Origin of the sequence: Paenibacillus eucommiae (assembly GCF_017874215.1) — a bacterium.
GTDB classification, from domain to species: domain Bacteria; phylum Bacillota; class Bacilli; order Paenibacillales; family NBRC-103111; genus Paenibacillus_AI; species Paenibacillus_AI eucommiae.
In genome coordinates this window covers 439,024-460,759 of record NZ_JAGGLB010000001.1, presented here as the reverse complement: position 1 = coordinate 460,759, position 21,736 = coordinate 439,024, and the positions used below count along the sequence as shown (strand labels likewise).

The following is a 21,736-nucleotide window of genomic DNA, read 5'->3' as shown; positions in this document are numbered from 1 at the left end:
CAGCTTGGTTTTGGGAAGGGGAACTGTAATCTGCCGTTCCCTTTCCGATTTATTTAGAGGAGGTTCGCTGTGATCATCAGGTTTGCCAAGGAATGGCCGTTGCATCTTTTACTGATCCCTGGCGTTATTATTGCTATCATTTTCAGTTATATTCCAATGGCAGGTGTTCTAATTGCCTTTGAAAGGTATATTCCCACTCGGGGAATATTCGGTTCCCCATGGGTTGGATGGGATAATTTCAAATATATGATTGAAAACCCTGATATGAAGAGGATTATGTTTAATACCCTCTATATCGCATTTATGAAAATTGTTGGCGGGCTCTTGGTGCCAATTACGATTTCCATCTTGTTGAACGAAATACGCAGGGAAGTATTTAAACGGATTTTTCAGACACTTGTTTATTTACCGCATTTTTTATCATGGGTGCTGCTTGGCGGTATTTTGATAGATATATTATCACCCTCAACGGGGATTGTGAATCAATTTCTTGGATGGTTTGGGATGGATCCGATCTTTTTCCTTGCAAACAATAGCTGGTTTCCGTATACATTAGTCATTTCGGATATATGGAAGGAATTTGGCTTCAGTACAATCATTTATTTGGCAGCTCTTACGAGCATTAATCCTTCCTTGTATGAAGCGGCTGAGATGGACGGAGCTAATCGTTGGAAGCAAACCTGGCACATTACTTTGCCTGGGATGATGCCGATCATCGTATTGATGGCGACTTTAAGCGTTGGCAGTATCTTAAATGCTGGCTTCGAGCAGGTTTTTAATTTGTACAGTCCACCCGTTTATGAGAGTGGCGATATCATTGATACATTTGTATACCGCATGGGTTTTGAACAAGTTCAATATGGCCTGGCCACTGCTGTAGGTTTATTGAAATCGGTCATTTCCCTTGTGTTGATAGCCCTGTCTTATTCCATGGCTTACCGTTTCGCAGGCTATCGCATTTTCTGAGGAGGGAGAAATTATATTGACATCACGTTTACCCACAGGCAGAAGATTGTTTCTTATTTTAAACTACACATTTCTGACAACTCTTTCCTTTTTGTGCATTCTCCCTTTGATTCATATACTTGCCTTATCCTTCAGCTCCGGTGCGGCAGCGGCCGCAGGAGAGGTAAGCTTGTGGCCGGTTGACTTTAATACTGCGGCTTATGAGAATATTATGAACAAACAAGAATATTTAACAGCATTTTGGATTTCTGTAAAAAGACTTGTTCTGGGTACCTCCATCAGTTTATTTCTTACTATTATTACCGCTTACCCGCTCTCGAAGGAGCCTAGAGCTTTTCAATGGAGAACCTGGTACACCTGGTTTTTTGTGTTTACTATCTTGTTTAGCGGCGGACTGATTCCATGGTATATGACAATCCGGACGCTTGGTTTAATGGATACGATTTGGGCTCTCGTGCTTCCTGGAGCGCTTTCTGTCTTCAATGTGATCTTACTGCTCAATTTTTACCGCGGTCTACCTAAGGAACTGGATGAGTCGGCACGAATGGACGGAGCGGGACATTTTCGCGTATTGTGGAGCATTTATGTACCATTGTCCATGCCTGCCCTGGCGACGGTTGGTTTGTTTACCTTGGTTGGGCACTGGAATAGCTGGTTTGATGGACTTGTGCTGATGAACCGACCGGAGAACTATCCGCTGCAAACCTTTCTGCAAACGATTGTCATTATGAGAGATATGAGATTCATTAGTTCGGAAGATGTAGAGCTGTTGAGAAAAATTTCAGATCGTACCAGCACAGCAGCGCAAATATTCGTGGCATCGTTTCCTATTTTGCTCATTTATCCGTTCTTGCAGCGCTTTTTCATCAAAGGAATTGTGATGGGAAGCGTGAAGGAATAATTTCAGCTTGTTAAGTGTTCTTCCTGCCAGAAATGTGTGATAAAGTTATTTGTATGGAGAATTATCATACTTGTAAAGGCGGGAGGAAGTAACCAGTGGTGGATTTGAACAGGATGAAGAAGTGGCGACCGACGATTTTTGTAAAGCTGATGTTGACTTTCATTTCAGTCCTTGCACCGCTTTATCTACTTACGCTTGCTATTAACGAAAGTGGATCGAATAGTATCCGCAGGGAGATCTCACAATCCCTTGCCAGTCGCAACGACTTCTACTTAAACATGTTGGACCTGGAGGTCGGACGAATCGTACGGATGCTTCCGGAATATGCAGTAGACAATGATCTTAGAGCCTTAAGCACAACTGGAGATAGTATTGCGGATTACGAGAAGGTCGAAGATATTATGGGCATTCAGAAACGGATTAATTTGATCAAATATAACAGTATTTACATTCAGGAAGTACGGGCCTATATCCCTTTGTTGCGGAGAACAATTCTGACCTCGACTTTCGAGACATCCATTGATGAAGCCGAGTTCGAGGCTCTTCAACTCAAAAACAATAAAGAGGGGAGCCCTTTAATTTATTGGAATGATCGGCTCTTTGTAAGTATGCAGTATCCGTCGATATCTACCCGGAGTCCCGTGTTCCAGGTTAGTGTTGAATTGTCGGTTGATAAGTTGAAGCATACATTACAAGAAATGATCAGCATTCCCCAAGGAAATGCAGTGTTGTTTAATCTGAATCAGGAATGGACCCTATCGAACGAGAGTGAGCCTTCCATTCCAGAAGCGCTTCGAAACTATCTGGCCATGCAGAGGCAGCAGGGGCTTCTCTCAGGGTATGATACGCTTAAATTTGGTAAAAGCCCATATCTTGTTTCTTATAGATATTCGTCTATGCTGGATTGTTACCTGGCGAGCTATGTACCTGAGCGTGATATTATCGGACCGATTAGTAAATATCAACACTGGATACTAGGTATTTCAATATTATCTATGTTTATCGTGCTATTCTTCTCGATATCCATCTTTCGCATGATTCATCGCCCTTTAAAAGGCCTGATAAGTGCCTTCAAACGAATGCGGACAGGCGATATCAGACCGATCGCGAATGTGGGCAGGCATGATGAGTTTGGTTACTTATATAAGGCTTACAACGAGACGGCGGTTCATTTAAAAACGTTGATACAGGAAAATTACGAACAAAAAATTCACAGTCAGCGCTCTGAGTTGAAAAGATTGCAATCGCAAATCAATCCCCATTTCCTTTATAATTGTTTTTTTGTTTTGTGCCGATTGATCAAATCTGAGGATTTGGAGCTTGCTTATCGCTTCTGTCTATATGTCGGTGACTACTTTCAATTCATCACTCGGGACGATGCAGATGAAGTTCCCTTGGAAACGGAAATGAAGCACGCCCGCACTTATGTCGATATTCAAAAGGTTTGTTTCGGAGGTAAAATCGTTGTTGAGTTCGATACATTAGATGTGGTATTAGGGAAGATAAGGGTACCCCGTCTGATCCTTCAGCCGATCGTAGAGAACATATACAAGCATGCTGTCTCGAAAATGCCAAATGACGGAAAAGTGTGGATTCATATGGAGCATACTAGCAATGATCTGACCATTTATATGGAGGATAGTGGGGACAAGCTAACTGACCGCGATTTGGAGCTGTTGAATCAAAAGCTGAAGCTGGCCGTAAATCACATCGACGATACAACTGGGATCATCAATGTGCATAGACGTATCCAGATCAGGTATGGTCCTGATTATGGTCTTACGATGTTTAGGTCGGATTTGGGTGGTCTTCGGGTTGCGATCAAGCTATCGGTAGCGGAAGGGGGAGAGTGAGCATGTACAGACTGTTGATCGTAGATGACTTACCGATAATCACAGATGGGTTGGTAGAACTATTTCAAAAGCAGCAGCACTTACAATTGGAAGTGTACAAAGCATACTCTGGCCTTGAAGCTCTGGAGCTCTTGAAGAGGCACCGGATTGACATTGTGCTTTCCGATATTTTGATGCCCGGGCTGGATGGCATAGAGCTATTGCGGGAAATTCGTAGTCATTGGCATGCTTGTAAAGTTATTATGCTGACCAGTCACAGTGATTTTGAGTACGTACAGAGCGCTCTATCCCTTGGAGGTTTAGCATACATTCTGAAAACAGAAGGCGATGACAAAATCATCCTTGCGGTGGAAAAAGCGATTCAGATGCTTCATGAAGAACATGACGCCCGAAAGCTGATCGAAAAAGCGAAAGTGCATATGAAGCTGGCGATTCCCTCGCTGCAAAGGGAATACTTATGGTCCATACTACAGGGTAAAAAGGTAGATTCAGAGCTGCTTACCGAGCATTTTGTCAACATTCAGCTGCCGCTCCATACTGATTTTCCGCTATTATTGTTGATTTGTCGGGTAGATGACTGGAAGGAAATAACGAAAGCTCCTGATAAAGCATTACTTATTTATGCCGTACAAAACATTGTTGAAGAGTTTTTGAATGAACACGCTCATTTGATCTCACTCGTATACGAATCCTCCAAAATTGTTTGGATTATACAACCGAAATCTCAAGAGGATGGGGATTGGGATAAGACTTTTCATTACGTTAACGGCATGCTGGAATCTATCCAACGTACATGTAGGCATATCTTGAAGCTATTCGTTTCCTTCGCACTTAGCAGTCACGAGGTGACCTGGACAGAGCTTGCTGATCGTTTCCATGCCTTGAAGTTTTTGCTGGTACGTGGACTTGGAGGGCGCAAAGAAACATTGTTGACGGAACAAAACATTCCGATGGCAGCTTCACATTCTTCATACAGCGGGCTGGTTTCTGAGCAAAAACCGAGAAATTTCCAACTGCAAAACAAGATGCCGCTGCTGCTGCATGGCCTTGAAAACGGCAGTGAGGAGGAATACTACCGATTATATGAAGAATTGTCTCCGATATTCACCGAGGAGTCTATTCCACGCTTGCAGAAGATTGAATTGTATCATGCGTTATCCTATGTTTTCCTGACCCTTATTAATAAATATAAGTTGGAAAAGGTTCTTAAAGAGCAAATCGATTTGAATCAGCTTATCGTATTTGATGAACAGGTTCTGTGGGAGACATGGCATCGTTATTTTTTGCATTTGGCTGTATTCATTTTTCAATGGTATAAAAATGAACAAGAAGAAAGCACCCATGAAATCGTCATTAAAGTACATGAATATATCGAAACTCATATTTCCAGGGACATTTCTCTTAATCAATTGGCGGATCAGGTGCATTTAAACCCGTCGTATCTTTCGCGTCTTTATAAGCAAATTACCGGTAACGGATTATCTGAATATTTAATGGAATTCCGCGATCGCAGGGCTAAGGAACTGCTCAAAGAAAGCCATTTAAAGGTGCATGAAATCGCAGCAACGCTAGGTTATAACTCATCCCATGCTTTTATTCGTTTTTTTAAAAAGCAAAATCGGATGACACCACAGGAATACAGAGAGCAGTGGGGCTTTTAAGAAATTGGGAGAGGTGTGGCTGTAATGAGTAGATGGAAAGAAGAGGCTAAGAGTTTGCAAATTATCGACAAAGGTAGTCCTGCAGCAACCATAATGATACACTTGAACGCGGATAATCAGACTCGGAATGCAGCCGCAAAGTTGGCGGAATATGTGGAAAAGTCTACCGGGGCCGTGCTGCCGATTTTGACGGATGATCCTGCAACTGTTACTAATTTTCGATTCAATAAAGAAGTGCAAATCTACATTGGTGCAGAAGGCTTATCGGCAGCGAGTGGTCAGATGAATATTCTAGAAGGGATGGATGGCGACGGATTCGTCATTTATCAGGAGGGTACGCGTATCACAATTGCGGGCCCAACCCCGTGGGGAACAGAATTTGGGGTGAATGAATTTCTAGAACGTTATGTTGGCGTGCGCTGGTTGATGCCGGGAGAGGATTGGGAGGACGTACCTCAGCTCATGGATCTAGCCGTGAGTGAGAATGAGTATGTCCGACAGGAGCCAGCTTTCTTTTCCCGCGAATTTGACGATCATACGAGTAATTCTCCGATTCGTGAGGCGTGGACACGAAATAATCGCATGCATGGACGAGTTGAATTCAAACATAATTTGTTTAACCTGTTTCCTCCAGCGCTATACAAGGATACTCATCCAGAGTATTATCCACCTGGGGCTGATCTGAGCGACATACATGGATGGCAGCCTTGTTTTACAGCGCCTGGGATTGTAGAAGAGGCAATCCATAATATTAATACTTACTTCGATGCTAATCCTGAGGCAACATCTTATTCACTTGGGATGAACGATGGTCGCAATTTCTGCGAAGCGAATCCTGAACACCCGAGTTATCCTAATAAAGTTAATTCAAATGGCTATACCGATATATCTGATATTTATTTCGATTGGGTGAATCAGGTATCGAAGGGCGTATTTGCAAAGCATCCAGATAAATTTCTGGGGACATTAGCATATTTAAATCTCTATGATCCACCTACGAATGTTACACTTGACCCGCGCGTAATTGTTTATGTTACCGATGAACGTCTGTCGTGGGGTGATCAGAATTTGAAGGAAGCAGGACATGCCCTGACTGATAGATGGTTACAAGCAGCACCGGGAATCGCATTCTATGAATATTTATTTGGAACGCCTTATTTGGTTCCCAGACCCTACTTCAATTTTATGGCGGAAAATTATAAATACGCTAAAGATGCCGGTGTTACAGTTCAGTACTCTGAGATGGTTCCTAATTACGGGGAAGGTCCTAAACCATGGCTAGCCGCCAGATTGCAATGGGACCCGGAGCAGGACTTTGACGCTCTGCTTGCCGAATGGTATGAAAGGGCAGTAGGTATCGCTGCTGCAGCTGATTTAGCTGCTTATTATGAATTGTGGGGACATTTTTGGGAAAAGCGCATGTTCAAGACCGAATGGTTTGCCGATTGGTCACAATCAAGCCCTCGTGCTAATTATATGAACTTTCTCGATGATAGCTATCTAGAAGCCGTCACCTTTACGGATGTTGCACAAAGTCGGAGTCTGCTGGAATCAGTTGTTGAGAAAGCCGTTACGCCAAAGCAGAAAAAGCGTGCAGAAGATTTGTTGAGGGCGTTCGAATACTATGAAGCGTGTGTATTGAGCTACCCGAGAGAGGTAGCTATTGCTCAGCCAGCGAATGATCCGGCAGCTCTCGAACTGGTTCATTTCGTGGTTGAGAAAATGAGGCTGGCTGAAAAGCGTCAGGAACTGGTTGAAGAATTTGTAGATCACCCTGTCCTACAGCATATTTACAGTCCTTATTACGGTTATGGCAAAACACTTGGGGGATATGGTCGTATTTGGACGGGGATGACAAGCACTGAAATGGATGTTATTGTTGCTTGGTTGAGACAGGAGGATGCAGGAGAAGAGGTTCATAAGCTCCTTAAGAATTTGGCAGAAAATGATCGAGTGATCACTATCCAGAGGAGTACCCGTTTATTATTGGGACTTGCAGGTGTGGGAACAAAACAGTTGTTATTTAATCCTTCCTTCGAGGTAGGGGGGGCGTCTTCTGAGATAGCAGATTCATGGAACTATTGGATGCCAGACGGCAACCTGATGCAGAGAACGAATGCGGAGTCAAAGACTGGAGACCATAGTCTGATGGCCAGGGGAATCAGATTAGGAGGGTTTTATCAAAACATATCGGTTCAACCCGGTAATCATGGGATGTATGGAGCCTATTATTCTCCGGTGGGATCTGATGGTGACGGAACTATTCGGGTTCAGCTCGACCTCTATGATGAGCAGAACAACTATATAGACGTAATTAAGCCATACCTTGGTGCGAAGCGGGTTAAAAATACCGCAGGAAGTTGGTCTAATATCCAATGGGTCGGAGAAATACCCAGAGGAGTTGGTAAAGTGTCTGTGTATATCGTTCTGGAAAATTTCGATGATGATCAGGAAGTCTACTTGGACGATGTCCAATTTTATTGTCTAGATATGTAAGAAAAAGCTGCGGTTATCGATACAGTGAATATCGATTCCGCAGTTTTTTTCAGTTTGATGAGGAGCTGCTTAAATACCAAGAACAGGCTACCCGCCTCTCTTTGCGCGGAATTGTGAGGGCGATACACCGGTTTGATTGATGAAAAATTTGGTGAAATGAGCAGCGGACGAAAGCGTAAGCTGATCGGCAATTTCTTCCATCGTCAGATTGGTTTCAAGCAAATATTGTTTCGCTTTCTGCGTCCGCAGCTGCAGCAAATAATGCTTTGGAGTAACGCCGTACACTTCCTTGAAGCAGTTCGTGATATGACTGCGGTGCACATTCAATTTGTGGGCCAGCTCTCCGATCTGCAGATTGTATTGGCTAGTATTATTCAATTCGAAAGCAACCTGATGGGCGATGTATAAATGAGAGGCTTGAACGCTTTTTTCCTGCTGCTCCTGCTGTCCGTAGAAGTGTTTCGCCAGAGTGGATATGAAATCCACAAAGCTGGAATGCATCTGCAGCATTTTCAAATTTTGATCAACCGTGTACTGAACTGTAGTATGTGGCAAATGATGGAGCTGCGCGAAATCGCCACCGAAGTCGGACAAGAACGTTTCGACCCAATGGCCAATAAAAGGAGTATTTTGCAAAAAAATAAACGGCTCATTCACGGATTGAAAAATGGAATAAATCGTTGGAATTTCAATATCGAAATGGAAGCTGAAAAATTCTCCGTCCTCTTGAATCTTTAGCTCATGGTACACACCAGACTTGATAAAAATGGCATCGCCTTTGGTCAGGATATAGCGCTTGCCGTTCACTTTCTGCTCTGAGCTTCCTTTGAGGCAATAAGTGAATTCCATGATCGTATGCCGGTGATTGGGAAACGACCAGCTTTTTTCAGCATGGATGTGATGGATGGAAATAATTTGAATGCCACTATAAACTCTGGAAAGTTGAAATAAATATTGCATATTCCCGCCCCTTATCCGGCAATTTTATTCAGTACCGTCTCGAAAAGTATAAATACTTTGCACAAAATGGCATGGTGCTTGGGCCCTTTGTTGTCTATTCTAAACATATCCGCTATCGGCTTAATGAAAGCGATGTCAAGCGAACTCAAATCTTTCTTTATTATACCTGTATCGCTTGGAAAAGCACACCCTGTTCCGGATCTCGCTATGCGGCTCAGCTGAAGCGAATGATTAAGAAAGAGAGCGATCGCAATCATGCAAAAGATAATGGTACAGAATGACACGAAGGGCAGCTGGGGAGAATGCCACATGGAAGCTTACCGGTCGAATGGGCGGGAGGAGGTTACCCATGATGCGGTGATCAAAGTTCACGAGTATATTAACAATCAAATTTCCACCGACATTTCGCTCCATCAATTGGCTGATCATGTGCAATTAAATCCTTCTTATTTATCGCGGCTCTACAAGCAAATTACCGGGAATGGACTGTCGGAATATTTAACCGAATTTCGGGACCGCAGAGCCAAGGATTTACTGCAGAAAAGTCACATGAAGGTGCACGAGATCGCAGCCACCTTAGGCTATAATTCTTCTCATGCCTTTATCCGGTTTTTCAAAAAGAAAAATCAGGTGACTCCGCAGGTGTTTAGAAATCAAGCTACTTCGAATATGTGAAAGGGGACTTTTAGAAAAATGGATACTATGAATATGAACAGGAAAAAAGCGAGGCGTCTTTTATGGAAGCAAAGTATGGCGCTCGTCATGATGTGCTGCTTGCTCCTCTCTTCCATTCCGGCAAAGTCTAATGCCGCTAGTATAGAGGTTAATGCCGTAGACAATGAGGCTGCAGAATCTGCGGTTAGCCGTGCTTCGGTAACGGATATTGCCGGACATTGGGGCGAGAAAGCAATAACAAAGTGGCTGGAGCAAGGATTATTAGCGGGTTATCCCGATGGAACCTTCCAGCCTGACAACGCAATCATACGTAGTGAATTGATTACGCTTGTTAATAAATCCTTTGGATTTATGGACAAAAGTGCTGTTACATTCAGTGATGTTCCGGCAGCAAGCTGGTTTTATGAGGAAGTGGCAAAAGCGCAGCATGCTGGTTACATAACGGGCTATGAGGATGAAACCTTTAGACCGGATCGCGCTCTTTCGCGTGAAGAAATGGCCGTGATGATAGCAGGCATGCTGTCGCTGCAAAAGACTGATGGCGCAGATAAGTTCAGTGATGCCAAGAACCGCCCGGAATGGAGCAAAGGCTCGCTAGGTGCGGTTATCGATAAAGGCATTATGGATGGTTATGAGGATGGAACCTTCAGGCCGACCGGAAACATAACCAGAGCTGAGGCGATTGCTGTTCTGGACAGGGCTTTGGCTCTCAGGGAAACCGTATATGATAAAGCTGGAACCTATGGACCTGAGTCAGGTACGCCATTGGTTTTGACCAATGTGATCGTGAATGCTCCTGGAGTTACCTTGCAAAACATGGAGATCAAGGGGAAGCTCTTGCTGGCAGAAGGCATTGGTGAAGGAGACGTAATTCTCAAAAATGTCAAAGTAACAGGAACAACTACTGTGAAGGGTGGGGGACCCAATAGTATTCACTTTGAGAACACTATCTTAAGCATAGTTGTAATTGATAAAGCGGATGGAGCTGTGCGTGTTGTTTTTGAAGGGTCATCGACGGCTGAAGAGCTTTTGGTGAATTCGCCTGCTACTGTTGAAGCTGGAGTTTCGAATGCTGCTGTGAATTCGATCGCCATAGTGAAATTGGCTAAGGAGCTTGAGGCGGGAGCAAAAGTGGTATTGAAGGGGAGTTTTGGTACCGTCCAGGTAGAAGCTTCTGGTGTAAATATTGAGATGAAAGATGGCACGATCAAGCAGTTTAACTTAGCAGAGGGCGCAGCTGGTACGACGCTTACTCTTGGCAAGGATGCAGCCATCATATCCTTGATCCTGGATGCTGTGATCAAGGTGCTGGGAGATGGTAAGATTGAGAAGGCAAGCTATGGCGAGAAAGCTAAAGGATCGACGTTCGAGCACAAGCCGGACAAGGAAGAAGGAGCAGGTGCTCCATCGACGACTTCTCCGGGATCTTCGTCGGGGAGTTTGACTCCTAGCCCGACTGCTAGTCCGAGCCCAAGCGTGAGTCCAAGCCCAAGCCCAGCTGCTGCTTACATCACTAAAAACGGGATAGCTAATGCGGATATTTTAATTAGTCCCGATGCTAGTGAAATGGAGAGCTTTGCGGCAGAAGAATTGCAAAGTACTGTCAAGATGGTCAGTGGAGCAGAGCTTCCGATTCTGAAAGGGGAAGTCGATGGTATTTCCGTTAGTGCCCAACTGTGGAGCAATAAACTCGACATCAAGAAAAGTGGCATTTATCCGATTCAAATCCAGTTGATTAACAACGGAAGTAACGGCGTTCGCGTACAACTGATACAGACCGATAGCGGACCGATTGCCTCTACCTTTCTTAACGAAGTGGAACTCGGAGCCAAAGAAAGCAAGAGCGTTAACGGCACCGTTGAGGTGCTGAACACGATAATGGATGGTATTTATACCGTTTCCATTCAGGCAAGCGCCGACGATATTCCGCCGTCTACAATGACCCTGACAGTAAATCTGGACCGGAATCTGATCTCCAACCCCGGTTTTGAAAAGAAGGCAGCTGGTAGCAATTTACCCGAAGGCTGGAATGTGCCCTCAGGCGCATTGGACAATCAAGAGTCGCACAGTGGAGAGAATTCACTGCGAATCGATCTGGGGCAGTGGGAATATATTTATGCAACTACGGATCAACAACTGAAACTGGAGCCGGGACGCGAGTATGTGCTGGAAGCATGGGTGAAGGGCAGTGCTGCGCAAGGTCAGAAGATTATCGCGCAATTCATGGAGATGAAAAATAACGGGGAATACACTCCGGGTACATCTCAAGCATCGTTGAACGTAACAAATGATTGGACGCGTGTCCAGCTGAAATATACGCCGCAAGCGGAGACCCAGTTGGACTTTGCCTGGATCTACTTCTATATCGTAGCGGGAACGGATAAGTTATGGATTGATGACGTCACTTTGAGAGAAGTTGGAGACAGTCCGGCACCTGAACCCGAACCGGTGAAAAACCTCATCTCCAACCCGGGGTTTGAAAAGAAGGCAGCTGGCAGCAATTTACCCGAAGGCTGGAATGTGCCCTCAGGCGAATTGGACAATCAAGAGTCGCACAGCGGAGCAAATTCGCTGCGAATCGATTTGGGGCAGTGGGAATACATTTATGCAACTACGGATCAACAACTGAAACTGGAGCCGGGACGCGAGTATGTGCTGGAAGCATGGGTTAAGGGCAGTGCTGCGCAAGGTCAGAAGGTTATCGGGCAATTCATGGAGATGAAAAATAATGGGGAATACGTACCGGGTACACCTCAAGCATTGTTAGACGTAACAGATGATTGGACCCATATCGAGCTGAAGTATACACCGCAGGCAGAGACTCAATTGGACTATGTCTGGATCTATTTCTATATTATAGCTGGAACGGATAAATTATGGATTGACGATGTTTCATTAATGTTGACTGATAGTGGGCAACAGGACAATGAAACCTCGCTGGATGTGGAGCAGCCGCAGATGGCGCTGCATAAGGTAAGTAAGTTACCAGAAGTTCATACACTAGGTGCAGACAGCGGTACTAGCGAGGAGCGACTGCAAATTATTTTGGGGACGACCGAATCTTATCCTGTATCAGCCAACCTCTTCCCAGACGATATTGCCTATTTGCAGCATTCGGACGGATATGCCATTCGAAAATCCGGTAATCGGATTTATATTCTTGGTACCGAGCCTAAAGGTGTGTTGAACGGCGTGTATGATTTTCTAGAGAAAAATGCGGGTGTGCTTTGGACCCGATCAACGGATATCGGCACCCTGTATGATCCACTAACTACAATCGAGGCCACCAAAGTCGATTATGTTGAAAAATCGCCGTTCAAGGTGCGAGGATGGAATCTTACCGGTTACGGTGCCAATGGGGAATATCACGAGGATCCCGGCACAGAAGCGATGATGGCACGCAACAAAATGAATGCCAAGATGGCCGAATTCGCAAATCTCCCACTCTGGGAACGGCATGAAGCCGTTGGCGTGAAGTCGTTCACTCTCGGTCATAATCTTGGATACTGGCTGCCCAATGAACTGTATTTCGACTCGCATAAGGACTATTACAACAAGGATAGTAATGGGAATTACATTCCGGTCGCCGATGATACGCAAATTAACTTCTATCATCCAGACGTACCGGGCGTAATTGCTGGGAGGGTGAAGCAGTTTTTGGTCGAGCACCCAATCGAATATGTTGGTATTGGCATCAACGATAATCATTACTTTAATCAAGGAGAGTTAAGCAGTTCGCCATTTACGACAGAAGACGGTACCGTGATTCAGCCTGACGAAGCAGATTATAAATCGACTGTATTTTATTCGTTCTTAAACAAGATTGCCGCCGAAGTGAAAGCGACCTACCCGAATGTCAAAATCGTCACGTTCGCCTACTTTTTTACGGATATCCCGCCCAGGGTTAAATTGGAGGACAACATTGTCATCGTTATGGCTCCGCTTACCGGAGATGATCGGGTTCCATTTAACACTAGCGATGAGAGCAGTATGAATTATAGTCATAGACTTAAATTAGAGGGTTGGTTAGAGAAAACAACCAATGTGGTAATGTATAACTACTATGGCTCTTTCCTTTCCGACACCTACGAGAGACCAATTGCCGATAAAGTACAGGCGGATATGAAGTATTACAGGGATTTGGGAATTACGGGCGTCATTCCCGAAGGCCTTATTGACGCGAGAGTTCCGAATTGGTCAATCAATGCGCTGCAATTCTGGTTGTTCCAGAAGCTGTATTGGAATCCAGATGCCGATATCGAGCAATTAAAGCAGGAGTATATTCAGAAAGCTTATGGAGCTGCCGCAGAACCGATGCGTCGATATTATGATCTGATTGAACAAGGGTGGAATTACGATCAACAGCCGATAGCTTATAACACAAGTGCTAACACTTATATCGGGACTTATGTGATAAAAGCGGGAATTAAGGATGCAGCACAGGCGGCGCTGAATGAAGCCTGGTCGTTGGCTGATGCAAAAGAAAAGCTGAGAATCGAACCGATTAAAGCGACTTTTGAAGCAATGGTTTTAAAGATTGGAGAGCTTCCAAACCTGAGTGCAAAAGCAACCAAAACGACAGCAAGCAAGGAGGAGATCATTAACGGGCTTGATTTCAGCCAAGGTCCGTGGGCAGATGCAGAGCCAGTTACGGAATTCTTTCATTTAGGAACAACGAATAGGGCTCCTGTAGAAACCAAAGTACGTCTGCTGTGGGATGAAGAAAATCTTTACGTCGGCTATGAAAATTTCGATGATGACGTATCGAAGATTGTCGCAAGCGATACAGTTACTTCTGCTCATTGGTGGTCAAGCGGGGCAGATGATGATGTAGAAACGTATATTACCGGTGATTTGACCGGAAGCTCTTACTATGCATTTTTTGTAAATCCGAAAGCCGTCCAGATCGAATACAGTGGACCTAATGCAAATGGTGCATTTACAACAGAGTGGGAAGCCCATGCCAAAGTTGGAACAGACCGTTGGAATGCGATTAAGGTAATTCCATTTGCAAGCATCAATGTGGATCCAAGTGTAAGCAAGACACTGAAGGCGTTCTTTTTCCGCGAGTATCACGGCATGGAAGGGTTTTTCGGCTGGGGAGGCGGATCGGTGTGGAGCTGGTCTGACTTTAAGACGGTTACACTTGAGGAATAACAACTTGAAGAGGGTTAAGGATGCATAAACAATTCGGTGTGGAAATCATTGAAGGGCCGCAGCACTGGGCGATTATTCAACAGAAGCAAGGCTTTGGGACGATACACTTAAAAGGATGCTGGTCCGCACAAAGCGGATCGGTATCCGAAAGGGAGCAGGTGTATGTCCGTATTGTCAAGGAGGACGGCGGCGAAACCGTCGTTCCCTGGCAGCCCTGCGACATGAGTAACAGGAGCGCCAGCAGTGACCTGAACGACAAGAGCGAAAAGAGCGAAAAGGGTGTCGCTCAACAGTGGCAGATTACGATTTCAGGTATCGCTGCAGGCGGGCTTTACCGGATCGAAAGCTGTCTGCGGATGGACGACGAACAGCCGATGGGGTTTGCTGCGCGAGGAGATATGATTCATCACGTCGGCATCGGTGATATTTGGGTAATAGCAGGGCAAAGCAACGCGGCAGGCTATGGCAAAGGACCGGTAACCGATCCGCCTGAAATAGGCATTCATTTGCTGCGCAACAACGGACACTGGGATTTGGCGACGCATCCGTTCAACGAATCGAATCAGATGATTCATACCCTGCATCGTGAGCCGGTAAATCCCGGCCATTCTCCTTACCTCGCTTTTGCCAGGAAAATTAGAAAAGAAACAGGTCTGCCAATCGGTCTGCTGCAAACCGCACTGGGCGGTTCACCCTTGGGACGATGGAACCCCGATGAGGATGGTGATTTATACCGTAACATGCTGGAAATCATTGAATCCGCCGGGGGAAGTGTTAAAGGCATTTTGTGGTATCAGGGATGCAGTGACTGTAGTCCTGACAATGCTCAAACCTATCTGGAGCGGTTCTCCAACGTAGTGAAGTACTGGCGAAAAGATTTGAACAACACAGAGCTTCCCATTTTGACAGTGCAGTTGAACAGGTGTACAGGGGACTGGGTGATAGAGGAAGATGACCCATTCTGGGGAAAGGTTCGCGAAGCCCAGCGTCTTGCTGCCATGCAGCTTGAACATGTGTATGTGGTCCCGGCACTCGATTGTCCTTTATCCGATCACATTCATAATAGTCCGGCAGGCAATTTACTTATCGGTGAACGCTTGGGAAGGACTGCTCTGGCCAATTTGTACGGAAAATCATTGCCACACCGCGCGCCAAATGTCAGAAAAGCAGTGTTCGGTATCAAGTCGCCTACTTGGATGCAGTCGGTAATACTCGAATTTAACGATGTGCTGGGCGAATTATTCGCAAGCGGCCCAAGTGAAGTCATTTTTTCCATTGAAGACTCAAATGGATTGTTAGCCATAACAGACTGGCGGGTCATACGCGGAAACAGGATCGAGCTGCTGCTTCCCCGCCCAGTCGAAGGAACAGTAGTTGTCCATGGAGCATTCGAAGCCAACCCCGCCGCCTTCCTGCCTATGGATACAGAAACGCAGATGCCTATGCTTTCGTTTTATGGTTTGGAGATTGCATCGGAAGAGGAATAGAAGAAACTATTGAAAGACAGAACGCTACCTTGTTTTGGGGCGTTTTGTCTTTTTTTATAAAGTCAATTATGTTTTCACTTAAGCGACTGAAGGGGTTCTCTACGAATAACAAAGCAATGCCTATTGAAAACAAAAAAAACATAGTAAAATAAAGAAATAAAACAATGATATTAATGGAATAATTTGTAAAAATGGAGGGGTATACCTATGGTAAAAGCACTACGAGAGGCGGCGCCGATCCATCTGGAATCTAAAAGGGTTCGAGTATCATCAAAACGCCAGATTACTATACCACAGAAATTCGCTGAGCAGCTTGATATAAAAGATGAGGTTGAGATTGTATTGAGAGGTACCGAACTTATTATACGTCCAGTCCGTGAACAAGGCGATGGATTTGCTGATCTTATTCTTGAGGATTTAGTTGAACAAGGATTAACTGGGAAAGAACTAGTTCAGGCTTTTAAAGCAATTCAAGATAGAGTGCGGCCAGCTATTGAAAAGATGATTGATGAAGCGGCTAAAATTGCTCGTAATCATAAGAGCGGAGACGATCCGACTGCAGAGCTATTTGCTGATGTTGAAGAGGGATAAGGATGCATAAACAATTCGGTGTGGAAATCATTGAAGGGTTTACGGACATCACAGCCGTTATTTGTGACAAAATTGCATGATATTGAAATGCTTACGGACACAGAAGCCCTTATTGAGGCTTTTTTCTCCTGTTTGAGCCCGTTTTAGGGCAAATAAGGGATCTCATGTCCACTACGTCTTCGAAATTCGCTGAGCAGCTTGATATAAAAGATGGGGTTGTATCGAAAGCGCAGACAGGATGTTATAATAGATATAATGAAAAGTGAAACGGGGGGACTCCTTGTGATAAAAAAATTGGATGAAACAAGTGCGGAATTGTTCAAAACATGGCTTCATGATAGCGAGAGTACGATATTGGATGTCGAGGGAAAACGTTACTTGATACAGCCTTTGCAAAATATTGTTCAAGAAGAAATCGAAAGTGATCCTGAACTGAAACAACTCATCCTGCAAGCGAAGAAGGATATAGCGAACGGAAACGTGTTTTCTACCGAAGACATATTGGAAGCTATTGAAAACGGAGATATCTAATGCAAATTAAATGGACTAAATCGGCCAAAGAGAGTCTGGGACAGATTCAAAGTACTCATTTCTCTGAGCAAGAAACCAGGCAATATAAGAAAGATTTGGTATGCAGAATAGAGCGGCAAGTCCTGACTTTAAATGAAGCTATTCCTGTTCAAGAGCCTTCTTGGAAAGGAACATATCGTTTACTCATAGACAAGTATAAGGTATATTATTCGTTTTCGGAAGATAAGAGCAGTTGCTTTATTGAAGCCCTGTGGCATCAACGACAAAAGCATAAGTAGCGGCAGGAAGAAGCATGCATAAGTAAGGCCGAAAACCATGGGGGCACACTTGGGAGTCCCTGTCTTATCGAGGAATGATGACTCAATAAATTTGTACTTGCTCCCAGCCCCTCTCAAACAGTCTTACCATAAAATGAAATGATATTATGAAAAGTTCAACTAGCGCTAACCCTAACTTTAAAAACCACTTTACTCTTTAAATTCGCCTCTAATGTTAATGAATTCATTGAAATAAACGTAAACCTGATTTAGCAAATCAATAAGTGTCTCGCTTTGTTCTTCACCAAGTTTTTCTACAAGACCTGAGAAAAGAATTTTGTATCGCTCCAAAGCTTTCTGAGCAAGGGCCTTTCCGCTTTCCGTCATCCGGAGTAAAGTAATTCGCTTATCTTTGGGGTCGTTAAAGCTTTCTACATAGCCAAATTTAATTAATTGTTTAACCATTTGAGTGACGGTTGGGGAGGTTACGGCCAAACGTTTGCTAATGTCAGAGATGCTGACGCCATCATCGGTCTGATCACTTAAATTTTTCACGCAAAGCAAAACGCGGACTTCGCTTGGCCGGATGCTGGTAGTTTGTTTCTTGCGCCAATCGGCTCTGAGGAATAGTTCAAAGGTTTCTGTCAACTTCTTTTCAAGAGATGACATTTCGTTATTCATGATAAATATCACCTCCACTTATGGATGGGTAGTTCGACCAATCTAATATTACCATAATAGCGCTCAACTATGAATACCGATGACTGTGTATCTGTTCACTTTGTTACTTATCGCAAGGCTCAATATCCAGGAAATAGTTGTAAACCTGTCTAAGCAAAACAATAAGTGTATGGCATTGCTCTTCTCCAAGTCTCTCAATAAGACCAGAGAAGATAAGTTTGTACTGCTCCATGGCCTGCTGAGCCAGGGTTTCCCCACGATCTGTCAAACGGAGTAAAGTAATTCTTTTGTCCTTGAAGTCATGAAAGGTTTGTACATAGCCTGATTTTATTAAGTGCTTAATCATTTGAGTGACGGTCGGTGAGGTTACAGCCAGACTTTTGCTAATATCAGAAATACTGACGCCATTATCGCTTTGACTAGCGAGGATCTTCAGGCAAAGAAGAACGCGGACTTCGCTAGGCTTAATGCCAAGATTTTGTTTCCTGCGCCAACCGGATTGGGTGAACCTCTCAAAGGTTTCGGACAAATCTTTCTCAATGGACGCCATTTCTTTATGCATAATCAATCACCTCGTTAATCGTATTAAAGCATATATCATATAGGTTGGCAACCTAATAAAAAAACGATATCATCAAGTATGTTAGTAATTTTAGTTCAGTTCCATATTTTTCGCTTAAATATCTTCCTGTTATTCCGTAATAAAAAGGCATAGAATAGTGATAATCATTTTTAGTCTGTTAGCCAACCCCATCTATGAGGAGAATGATCTATGCAAGCCTTTGAAATTATGGTTACGAAAGTGTTTAAAGTTAAAGAAAAGGATACGATAAGGTCTGTTCTCAATAAATTTATTGATCATGGTATTAGCGGTCTTCCGGTCGTGAATGACAGAAATGAAATTGTTGCTTTTATAAGTGACGGAGATATCATGCGTTTGATCGGAAAGCATAATGATTATGTAATTGACAATTTTTATGTTATAGGTGTGATTAAAGGGGATGAAGATGAATTTGAGGAAAGGGTGCAAAAAATACTGGATTTAAATGTGATGGCTATTGCAAAAATAAAGGTGCATAAAGTGCAGTGGAATGAAGAAGTTGAAAATATTGCAGCTATTCTGGGAAAAAAACAAATAAAAAAACTTGTGGTCGAACGCAATGGGGTATTAGTTGGAATTATCAGTCGCGGGGATGTCATCAGAAATTCCTTTAAGGGCCTATTAGAATAATTAGAATGATCATGGCTGTGCATATTTTATGACAGCTAGTATATGCTAAAGAAAAATGAGGATTGTATACATAATCAAATTATACATAGCGAAATAGAAGCTGCTCACTCCAATTAAAAATAGGTTGCTAACCTATCTAATTTATGTTTTAATTCATTAATACGATATTTTTAGTTTAGGGAGATGAGTATTCTTTATGGATCATTTAACACAGAAACAAAAGGTGACGGTTATGATCGCTCTTATGGCAGCCATGTTTTTCGCTGCTATTAACCAGACGATCGTAAGCTCCGCGATGCCGCGGATTGTTGCTTTACTCGGAGGCATGGAGTATTACTCCTGGGTAATGACGATATTTATGCTGACGTCTACCATTGCTACGGTACTGGTCGGCAAGCTATCTGATATTTATGGCAGAAAGCCTTTCTTGCTCGGAGGCATTATTATTTTTATGCTGGGCTGTTTTTTAACGGGATTGTCGACTGACATTTTTCAAATGATTTTTTACCGCGCTATTCAAGGTATTGGAGCAGGTATTCTAATGTCTACAACGGTTACTGCTGTGGGCGATTTATTCGCACCGCGGGAAAGAGCCAAATGGACCGGAATTATGATGTCCATCTTCGGATTTTCCAGCATTCTGGGTCCAACGCTTGGAGGCGTTATGATTGATCATATGGCTTGGAAATGGCTGTTCTGGGGCTTCCTGCCGCTCGGAATTGTTGCATTCCTTATGATCTGGTTTATGTTTCCCAAGGCTAAGCGTGTTTCATCGGAATCGATCGATTACTGGGGCTCTCTTGTTCTTTCAGCCTCCATTATCAGCTTGCTGCTTGGCTTCTCGTGGGCCGGGAATAAATATGCTTGGGGCTCCCCTGAAATCATTGGTCTTTTTGCTGCCGCTGTAATTGGCATTTTGATATTAATTATGATCGAGCGGAAAGCCAAAAGTCCTGTGTTGCCATTATCGTTATTTAAAAATAGTATTGTAACAATTTCATTTGCTGTGGGCTTCTTAATGAATGCAGGCATGCTAGGTGCCATGATTTATTTACCTTTCTTCGTTCAAGGCGTGGAAGGCTTGACTCCTACACAATCCGGCTTTGTGAATATACCCATGTCTATCGCGATGATCGTACTCAGCGCCTTGACAGGACGGTGGATATCGAAGTCAGGGAAATACAAACGCTTCGGACTTATCGGCATAGCCTTTATGATCATCAGCATGATCATGCTGGCGAATATGAATAGCGTAGCACTTGCTGTAGTCAGTATGGCGGTGTTTGGTGTAGGACTTGGACTTAGTATGTCCGTTTTCACTTTAACTGTACAAAATGCGCTGCCACCTTCTCAGCTTGGTGTTGCTACTGCAACCTCTACGCTGTTCAGAAACCTGGGGGGCACGATCGGGGTCACTTTATTAGGTTCAGTCATGACCTCTACAATGACACGCAATATGGAAAAAGCGATGACTTCAGGCTCGGCAGTAGACCTATCCCAGCTCGATCCAGAAACAGCTGGCAAGCTTACGCAGCTGCTGGATCCCAAATTGCTGCTGAATCAGCCTTTGCTGGAAGAACTGCAAACAACGCTGCCAGATCAAGCTCAGTCTTTGTTCGCGCAAATGCTTGACATGCTGCGTTCCGTACTAAGCGATTCGTTGTCAACTGTCTTCATAGTTGGTGCTGTGTTAGTAGCTCTTGGCTTGCTGCTCACCTTCTTCTTGAAGGAAATTCCGTTGCGTTCTTCTAATGAAAAAACGCCAAACCCTTCAGAAGAACAAACGGTCAATAAGCTCAAAAAGTCTACTGTTCAATAATTGAACTAACGAGGGGCAGCGGAAGCGAAATGGGAAGCCAGCAACTGTAACGGACACCAGCGGTCCTTAGCGCCCCCCAAAAGCCTGACTGGAATTCTAACGGACATTAGCGCCTCTTACAGCCCTAACGGAGCGTATTTTTCCCTTGTTGAGCGGGCTAAGAGTCGCTGATGTCCGTTAAATGGGCGACGGATGGAAAAAAACGCGTCTAAGGTGCAACCTTGTCCGTTAGAAATCCGTCCGCTCTCCGCTCTCCGCGTGCCGTTGCTCGGGTTGCTCGGCGTATCGACTGAGAAGCTGCTTAACCTGACAACATTGCCCGTGCAGCCTCCTCCCTCGAATTGAGTGTGTGCTTCCACTTAACGATGTTTGTGAGGCTGTCGATTAACTGTGAATCACTGAAGATCACCCTGAACGAGAGCGAGAGTTGTGTTCCTTTCGGCTAACGAACCCCAACGACGCTATTGGAC

At 44.2% G+C, this 21,736-nt stretch carries 16 protein-coding genes; 13 read left to right on the top strand and 3 right to left on the bottom strand.

The features are described 5' to 3' along the window. Window positions 1–69: 69 nt before the first annotated feature. The 5 genes from J2Z66_RS01555 (at window position 70) to J2Z66_RS01535 (ending at window position 7,877) form a co-directional block, all read left to right on the top strand. Window positions 70–966, top strand: a complete 897-nt coding sequence (locus J2Z66_RS01555; protein WP_312894333.1) for an ABC transporter permease — start codon at window positions 70–72, stop codon at window positions 964–966. Between the two features lie 16 nt (window positions 967–982). Then, window positions 983–1,867, top strand: coding sequence for a carbohydrate ABC transporter permease (locus J2Z66_RS01550; RefSeq protein ID WP_209969041.1), 885 nt, complete (start codon window positions 983–985; stop codon window positions 1,865–1,867). A 95-nt stretch (window positions 1,868–1,962) separates the two neighbouring features. After that, complete coding sequence (locus J2Z66_RS01545; protein ID WP_209969038.1) at window positions 1,963–3,720, top strand: sensor histidine kinase; 1,758 nt, start codon at window positions 1,963–1,965, stop codon at window positions 3,718–3,720. A 2-nt stretch (window positions 3,721–3,722) separates the two neighbouring features. Next, window positions 3,723–5,381 carry a response regulator gene (locus tag J2Z66_RS01540; RefSeq protein ID WP_209969035.1) on the top strand — a complete coding sequence of 553 codons (1,659 nt, stop codon included), beginning with the start codon at window positions 3,723–3,725 and terminating at the stop codon, window positions 5,379–5,381. A 24-nt stretch (window positions 5,382–5,405) separates the two neighbouring features. After that, on the top strand, window positions 5,406–7,877 hold the full coding sequence (locus J2Z66_RS01535; protein WP_209969032.1) for a DUF4838 domain-containing protein: 2,472 nt from the start codon (window positions 5,406–5,408) through the stop codon (window positions 7,875–7,877). An 87-nt stretch (window positions 7,878–7,964) separates the two neighbouring features. On the opposite strand, the gene J2Z66_RS01530 is transcribed toward J2Z66_RS01535, so the two are convergent. Further along, a complete protein-coding gene (locus J2Z66_RS01530) occupies window positions 7,965–8,837 on the bottom strand; it encodes an AraC family transcriptional regulator (protein ID WP_209969027.1) in 873 nt (290 codons plus the stop codon). Window positions 8,838–9,092: 255 nt separating this feature from the next. Here J2Z66_RS01530 and J2Z66_RS01525 point away from each other — a divergent pair, with 255 nt between their 5' ends. The 6 genes from J2Z66_RS01525 to J2Z66_RS01500 all read left to right on the top strand — a co-directional run bounded on the left by J2Z66_RS01525 (window position 9,093) and on the right by J2Z66_RS01500 (window position 17,556). Then, window positions 9,093–9,512 (top strand): helix-turn-helix transcriptional regulator, encoded by a 420-nt coding sequence (locus tag J2Z66_RS01525; RefSeq protein ID WP_209969024.1) that lies wholly within the window; start codon window positions 9,093–9,095, stop codon window positions 9,510–9,512. 18 nt (window positions 9,513–9,530) lie between these two features. Next, window positions 9,531–14,669 (top strand): DUF4838 domain-containing protein, encoded by a 5,139-nt coding sequence (locus J2Z66_RS01520; RefSeq protein WP_209969021.1) that lies wholly within the window; start codon window positions 9,531–9,533, stop codon window positions 14,667–14,669. Window positions 14,670–14,689: 20 nt separating this feature from the next. After that, window positions 14,690–16,156: a sialate O-acetylesterase gene (locus tag J2Z66_RS01515; protein ID WP_209969018.1), complete on the top strand. Its 1,467-nt coding sequence runs from the start codon at window positions 14,690–14,692 to the stop codon at window positions 16,154–16,156. A gap of 207 nt (window positions 16,157–16,363) precedes the next feature. After that, entirely contained in the window at window positions 16,364–16,747 is a 384-nt protein-coding gene (locus J2Z66_RS01510) for an AbrB/MazE/SpoVT family DNA-binding domain-containing protein (RefSeq protein WP_209969015.1), read from the top strand. A 282-nt stretch (window positions 16,748–17,029) separates the two neighbouring features. Next, window positions 17,030–17,278 carry a hypothetical protein gene (locus tag J2Z66_RS01505; protein ID WP_209969013.1) on the top strand — a complete coding sequence of 83 codons (249 nt, stop codon included), beginning with the start codon at window positions 17,030–17,032 and terminating at the stop codon, window positions 17,276–17,278. Beyond that, window positions 17,278–17,556, top strand: a complete 279-nt coding sequence (locus J2Z66_RS01500; RefSeq protein ID WP_209969011.1) for a type II toxin-antitoxin system RelE/ParE family toxin — start codon at window positions 17,278–17,280, stop codon at window positions 17,554–17,556. Before J2Z66_RS01505 ends, J2Z66_RS01500 begins: the two co-directional genes overlap by 1 nt. 189 nt (window positions 17,557–17,745) lie before the next feature. Here J2Z66_RS01500 and J2Z66_RS01495 read toward each other — a convergent pair whose 3' ends face one another. Beyond that, on the bottom strand, window positions 17,746–18,216 hold the full coding sequence (locus tag J2Z66_RS01495) for a MarR family winged helix-turn-helix transcriptional regulator (protein WP_209969007.1): 471 nt from the start codon (window positions 18,214–18,216) through the stop codon (window positions 17,746–17,748). A gap of 103 nt (window positions 18,217–18,319) precedes the next feature. Next, entirely contained in the window at window positions 18,320–18,778 is a 459-nt protein-coding gene (locus J2Z66_RS01490) for a MarR family winged helix-turn-helix transcriptional regulator (protein ID WP_209969004.1), read from the bottom strand. 210 nt (window positions 18,779–18,988) lie between these two features. On the opposite strand from J2Z66_RS01490, the gene J2Z66_RS01485 reads away from it, so the two are divergent. Next, a complete protein-coding gene (locus J2Z66_RS01485; RefSeq protein ID WP_209969002.1) occupies window positions 18,989–19,447 on the top strand; it encodes a CBS domain-containing protein in 459 nt (152 codons plus the stop codon). Window positions 19,448–19,643: 196 nt separating this feature from the next. Continuing rightward, on the top strand, window positions 19,644–21,266 hold the full coding sequence (locus tag J2Z66_RS01480; protein WP_209969000.1) for an MDR family MFS transporter: 1,623 nt from the start codon (window positions 19,644–19,646) through the stop codon (window positions 21,264–21,266). Window positions 21,267–21,736 lie beyond the last annotated feature (470 nt).

Bases quoted from the DNA above. Each gene is read 5' to 3' on its own strand.
- J2Z66_RS01540 (WP_209969035.1), top strand. From the start codon at position 3,723: ATGTACAGACTGTTGATCGTAGATGACTTACCGATAATCACAGATGGG.
- J2Z66_RS01535 (WP_209969032.1), top strand. From the start codon at position 5,406: ATGAGTAGATGGAAAGAAGAGGCTAAGAGTTTGCAAATTATCGACAAA.
- J2Z66_RS01530 (WP_209969027.1), bottom strand. From the start codon at position 8,837: ATGCAATATTTATTTCAACTTTCCAGAGTTTATAGTGGCATTCAAATT.
- J2Z66_RS01525 (WP_209969024.1), top strand. From the start codon at position 9,093: ATGCAAAAGATAATGGTACAGAATGACACGAAGGGCAGCTGGGGAGAA.
- J2Z66_RS01520 (WP_209969021.1), top strand. From the start codon at position 9,531: ATGGATACTATGAATATGAACAGGAAAAAAGCGAGGCGTCTTTTATGG.
- J2Z66_RS01515 (WP_209969018.1), top strand. From the start codon at position 14,690: ATGCATAAACAATTCGGTGTGGAAATCATTGAAGGGCCGCAGCACTGG.
- J2Z66_RS01510 (WP_209969015.1), top strand. From the start codon at position 16,364: ATGGTAAAAGCACTACGAGAGGCGGCGCCGATCCATCTGGAATCTAAA.
- J2Z66_RS01500 (WP_209969011.1), top strand. From the start codon at position 17,278: ATGCAAATTAAATGGACTAAATCGGCCAAAGAGAGTCTGGGACAGATT.
- J2Z66_RS01495 (WP_209969007.1), bottom strand. From the start codon at position 18,216: ATGAATAACGAAATGTCATCTCTTGAAAAGAAGTTGACAGAAACCTTT.
- J2Z66_RS01490 (WP_209969004.1), bottom strand. From the start codon at position 18,778: ATGCATAAAGAAATGGCGTCCATTGAGAAAGATTTGTCCGAAACCTTT.
- J2Z66_RS01485 (WP_209969002.1), top strand. From the start codon at position 18,989: ATGCAAGCCTTTGAAATTATGGTTACGAAAGTGTTTAAAGTTAAAGAA.
- J2Z66_RS01480 (WP_209969000.1), top strand. From the start codon at position 19,644: ATGGATCATTTAACACAGAAACAAAAGGTGACGGTTATGATCGCTCTT.